The following is a 5060-nucleotide window of genomic DNA, read 5'->3' as shown; positions in this document are numbered from 1 at the left end:
GGCTTCGAGGCGCTGCGCCCCGGACAGCTCCACGGCATCAGCCCGTTCGTGGCCTGCGTCATGGTCGCGGGCGACCTCGCCGAGCTGCTGGACTCGGAACTGGACGCCACGCGCCTGCAATCCAAATACCTCGGCTTCGTGCAGTCGAACGACCCCGTCGGCTTTCAGGCCGACCGCAAGGCCGCGGGCCGCCGGGCCGAACACCTTTCCAACGCGACGCTCGAATACCTCCGGGCCGGGGATTCCGTCACGCTGGCGCAGATAAACCGCCAGTCCGGGACGTTCGAGCCGTTTTTGCGCTTCAACCTCCGCACGCTGGCCGTGGGGACCGGGCTTACCTATGAGCTGCTCACCGGCGACTACGACCAGATATCCTACTCCAACCTGCGCGGCATCCGGCTCGACCTCGCGCAGGCCCTCAAGCCGGCGCAGGAAAACCATATCCGCTGGCTGTGCCGCCCCGTCTTCCGCGACTGGCTGAAAGTCGAAAGCCTGCGCCGCCCGGAGCTGGCCCCGGCCTTTGCCATGCTTGAACCGTGGTCGGACAAATGGATCGCGCCGGGCATGGAATCGCCCGACCCGCTCAAGGAAATCAACGCGTTCCGTGCCGAAGTCGCGCTCGGCGTCCGCTCGCCGCAGGAAATCGCCGCCCGCCGGGGCCGCGATTACGACGAGGTGGTGGACGAAATCGCGGAAGCCAAAACCAAGGCCGAAAGCAAGGGGCTGGGCTTCGGCGACATTTTCACCGCCCCCGGAGGACTCGATGCCAAAAAATAATTTGACGACCCGCAACGCCGCGTTCGGCCTGCGCCAGTCGCCCGCCTCGCTGGACGATACGGCGCGCACCGTCGATTTCGTGCTGGCCACGGAAGGACGCGTCCCCGTCTGGGACTGGGAACGCGGCATGATTGACGAAATCCTGCTCATGTCCGGCTGCTCCTTCCCGGAACAGGTTCCGCTGCTCGACGCGCACAGCCGCTGTTCCATCGAAGATCAGCTCGGTTCCCTGCGCGGCCTGCGCGTGGAAGGCGAAAGCCTGCTGGCCACGGCGCACTTTTCCAGCACCGCCGGAGACGCGTTCCGCAAGGTCACCGAAGGGCATCTTACCGACATTTCCGTGGGCTACAGCGTGGACGAATCGTACTGGATTCCCGAAGGCGAAACGGGCTTTGTCGGGGAATCCGGGCGTTCGTTCGCCGGGCCCGTCCGCGTGGTCAGCAAATGGACCGTCAGGGAAGGTTCCCTGACGCCCATCGGGGCGGACGACGCCGCCAAAGCCCGCTCTCAACAGTGTAACCCGGAGGCAACCATGCCGAATACGCTCCCTTCCCAGACGACGCCCGAACCCGTCGCCACGCCCCCCGTCCAGAAAAACCGCTCCGCTTCGGAGCCGCTGCCCGTCACCGCTCCCGACGCGGTGCAGGAACCCGTCGTCCCCGACGACGCGGCCCGCGCCGCCGATATTCTGTCCCTCGCCGTCCGGCACGGGATGCCGGAACTGGCGGAACGCGCCATCCGCGAGCATGTGAACCTTGACGCCTTCCGGGCGCAGGTGCTCGACGCCATATCCTCCCGGAACAGCGAGTCCGTCCCCGGATTCCGCGTCAGCATGGGGCAGGATGAGGGCGAAAAGTTCCGGGCGGCCGCCGCCGATTCGCTGGTACTGCGTACCTCTTTCGGGCGCGTGGTCAAAACGCCCGCCCCCGGTGCGGAAGAGCTGCGCGGCTTCACCTTGGCGGAACTGGCCCGCGACTGCCTGCGCCGGGCCGGGAAGCCCACGCGCGGCGACATGGACATGGTAGGCCGCGCGTTCACCACGTCCGACTTCCCGTCCATCCTCGCCGACGCCGCGCACCGGGCCGTGCTGGCCGGGGCCGAAGAGGCGCAGGAAACCTATTCCCTGTGGACGGGCGAGGCCACGGCGGCGGACTTCCGCGAGCACACCGGCGCGACGCTCGAATCCTTCTCCACGCTCGACCGCGTGAACGAAGACGGCGAATACACCCACGGCGCGATCAGCGACCGCGGCGCGGTGTTCAGCGTCGCCACCTACGGGAAGCTGTTCAGCATTTCCCGTCAGGCCGTCATCAACAACGATCTGAACCAGTTTACGGAAATACCCCGCAAGATGGGGCAGGCAGCCGAGCGCACCGTTGCCGACCTCGTCCACGGCCTGCTCACCAGCACGGCGAACCTCAAGGACGGCAAGCCGCTCTTCCACGCCGACCGCAAAAACCTGCTGACGGCGGCGGCCATTTCCGCGGCCTCGTTCGGCAAGGCCGTCACCGCCATGGGCACGCAGAAAGACGGCGCGGGTAAAACGCTGGCCCTGCGTCCCTCCTTCCTGCTCATCCCGGTCGCGCTTCAGATGGAAGCCTACCAGCTCCTGAACGCCACGGTCATCGGCACGCAGGCGGAACCGAACAGGCCGAACCCGTGGACGAACTACTGCACGCCGATCATCGAACCCCGGCTTGACGGCACGGGCGCGTTGCCGTGGTTCCTCGCCGGGATGCGCGGCACGTTCCTTTCCGTGGCGTGGCTCGGCGGCAACAAGACCCCTCGCGTGGAACAGCGGCAGGGCTGGACCATCGACGGCACGGAATTCAAGGTGAGCATCGACGCGGGCGCGTTCATCAACGATCCCCGCGCCGGAACCAAAAACCCCGGCGTAGCTCCGGCGTAAGGAGGCTGAACAATGAAGAACTTCATGCAGAACGGTTCCCGGATGCGCTGGAAGAACAGCGGTTCCGCAGCTGTCCTTTCGGGCGAGCTGGTGCCTCTGTCCGGCATGGTCGGCGTGGCCGCCGCGGATATCCCCGCCGGCGCGGAAGGCGAGCTTGCCGCCTGCGGGGTCTTCCTGCTGGCAAAGGAAGCCGCCGCCAGCGGCAAGGAAATGGCGCAGGGGGCCGCCGTCTACCTCGACGCCGACGGCAAGCTGACCACGGCGGCGACAACCACGTCGGGAAGCGACGCCGCAAACAACCTGCGCGTCGGCGTGTGCTGGGAGCCCGCGGCTTCCACGGCTGCCGTCGTCAGCGTCAAGATCAACGTCTGAGCTCCGCGGCGGGCGTTCTCCGGGGCGTCCGCCGCTTTTGGAAAAAAAATATGTGGCAAGATGTTGTGGCATGGACGGACAAGCTGATGCTGGACGTGCCTTTCAAGCTGACGGCATCGCTTTTCGGCTCTGTCGTGGCTTCGATGCTCGGCGGCATTTCCGCGCTTGTCGTCATTCTCTTTCTGCTGCTGTGCTGCGATTTCCTGCTGGGCTTCTGCCGCGCGTGGGTGCTCGACCGGATAAGCGGAAGGAAAATGCGGGCCGGCGTCGGCAAGATGTTCTTTTACGCCGTCGCCGTATTCGTGATGGCTGCCGTCGAACACGCGGTGCGGCAAAGCGGCGTCCCCTTCCCCGTGCGTGATTTTTTCATCGCGTTTCTCTGCATCAACGAGGCGTTGTCGTGCATGGAGCATCTTGCCTTTTTCGGCGTGCCTTTTCCGCGCAAGCTGCGGGGCCGCCTGCGCAAGTACCGCGATGCCATTTTCAATGAGGAGAACAGGGCATGAGCTTTGACGCGTCGTTTGAAACCATCGTCATGGACCCCGGCATGGAAGGCGGCCTGAAGCTGACGGACGATCCGGCGGACCCCGGCAAGCTGACCTTCGCGGGCATCAGCTCGGCCTCGTGGCCCGGATGGCCGGGCTGGGCCGTCATCGAATCCGCCCGCAAACAGGGCACGCTCAAAAGCGAAGGCGTCCGGAGCGTGCTGCTGAAACTGGTGCAAGGCTTCTACAAGAAAGAATTCTGGGACTGCTGGAAGTGCGGGGACCTGCCCGACGCGCTGGCGCACGAGCTTTTCGAGCAATCCATCAACCTCGGCCACCCGCGCACCTGCCGCCACCTCCAGCAGGTGCTCAACGCCCTGAACGCCGAAGCCGCGCCGGGCGTGTTCCGCTACGGGGCCGACCTCGGCGTTGACGGCGCATTCGGCCCCAAAACGCTTTCCCGGCTGCACAAGGCCGTCGCCGACGGGCGGGGAACCGCCATCCGCAACGGCCTGAACGCCCTGCAAGGCGCGCGTTATGTGGAACTGTGCCTGAAAAACCGCGCCCGGCGGCGTTTTGCCGGGGGCTGGCTCGCCAAGCGCGCCGCATAGGAGGGCCGTATGGACTTGAGACAGGACCTCGCGCAGGCCATCGGCGATCTGGGAACGTACGTCACGCTCGACCCCGACGGCGAAGCCCGCACCGTCTACATGGTCTGCCGCCAAAACTACGGCGGCGTGGACAGCATACGCAACAAGCTGCTGGCGTGGGCGGACTCCGCCAGCATTCCCCCCGGCGCGGACTGGGGCTACGGCCTCATGCTGGCGGAGGACGCCCCGACGGACATGTCCGAAGCTCCGCGCTTCGACCTGCTGGACGGCATGGGGAAACGCTGGCGCACGGAAGCGGCCCGCATGGTCATTGACCGGGACGAAAACGGAATGCCGCATCTGGTGGCGTGGCGGCTGCTGCTGCGCGGCACGCAGCGGGCGACGAGGCGCTGACATGGGCCGCGCATACAAGGCGTCCTATGCCGGGCCGGAACGCTTTACCGCCTTCGGCGGCACGTTCTGCAAGATTGAGCGGTCGGCGGCCCCCGAGCTGTATGCGATGGCGCAGGCCTTCCCAAAAGAGTTCAGCCGCGCCCTGCGCTTTGCCGGAAACATGCTCCGGGCCGAACTCAAGGCCGCCCTGCGCGGTTCCGGCGGACTGCGCGCCTCGTGGCCGGAACTGTCGAAAATGCACCAGTACCGGCGCATGGACATGCTCAAGGCCGGGACGTGGAGCCGTGGGCGGTGGCATCATGGCAGGCGTTTCCAGCTCAAACGGCGGGTCGGCTTTAAACCCGTTTCCGGGCGGGAGCGGCTGATGGAACGCTGGCGCGGGCGGACCCGCGACGGTTCCCTGCGCGGACGCGCGGCCATGGGCGGACGGCTCGTCAATGCCATGCGCTACAAGATGATGAACGACCTGCGCGTCGACGTCGGCGCGGTGACGCCCTCGGCGGCGCGATTTCT

The 5060-nt window shown here is 66.4% G+C and carries 7 protein-coding genes; all 7 read left to right on the top strand.

From position 1 onward, the window contains the following. Window positions 1-777 (top strand): phage portal protein (locus HMPREF0178_RS17140; RefSeq protein ID WP_009381111.1); only part of this gene is annotated, 777 nt, incomplete at its 5' end. Then, window positions 764-2686, top strand: coding sequence for a Mu-like prophage major head subunit gpT family protein (locus HMPREF0178_RS20640; protein ID WP_009381109.1), 1923 nt, complete (start codon window positions 764-766; stop codon window positions 2684-2686). The genes HMPREF0178_RS17140 and HMPREF0178_RS20640, both read left to right, overlap by 14 nt. Window positions 2687-2698: 12 nt before the next feature. Continuing rightward, on the top strand, window positions 2699-3058 hold the full coding sequence (locus tag HMPREF0178_RS17130; protein WP_009381107.1) for a DUF2190 family protein: 360 nt from the start codon (window positions 2699-2701) through the stop codon (window positions 3056-3058). A gap of 50 nt (window positions 3059-3108) precedes the next feature. After that, window positions 3109-3564: a phage holin family protein gene (locus HMPREF0178_RS17125; protein WP_009381105.1), complete on the top strand. Its 456-nt coding sequence runs from the start codon at window positions 3109-3111 to the stop codon at window positions 3562-3564. After that, window positions 3561-4154 carry a glycosyl hydrolase 108 family protein gene (locus HMPREF0178_RS17120; RefSeq protein ID WP_009381104.1) on the top strand — a complete coding sequence of 198 codons (594 nt, stop codon included), beginning with the start codon at window positions 3561-3563 and terminating at the stop codon, window positions 4152-4154. Before HMPREF0178_RS17125 ends, HMPREF0178_RS17120 begins: the two co-directional genes overlap by 4 nt. 9 nt (window positions 4155-4163) lie before the next feature. After that, window positions 4164-4547 (top strand): hypothetical protein, encoded by a 384-nt coding sequence (locus HMPREF0178_RS17115; RefSeq protein WP_009381103.1) that lies wholly within the window; start codon window positions 4164-4166, stop codon window positions 4545-4547. A gap of 1 nt (window position 4548) precedes the next feature. After that, window positions 4549-5060, top strand: a 512-nt coding sequence (locus HMPREF0178_RS22150; RefSeq protein WP_009381102.1) for a hypothetical protein, incomplete at its 3' end; no start/stop codon positions are given.

The organism is Bilophila sp. 4_1_30 (assembly GCF_000224655.1).
GTDB classification, from domain to species: Bacteria; Desulfobacterota; Desulfovibrionia; order Desulfovibrionales; family Desulfovibrionaceae; genus Bilophila; species Bilophila wadsworthia.
Note: the sequence above shows the minus strand (reverse complement) of the source record. Positions and strands in the feature narration are given on the sequence as shown.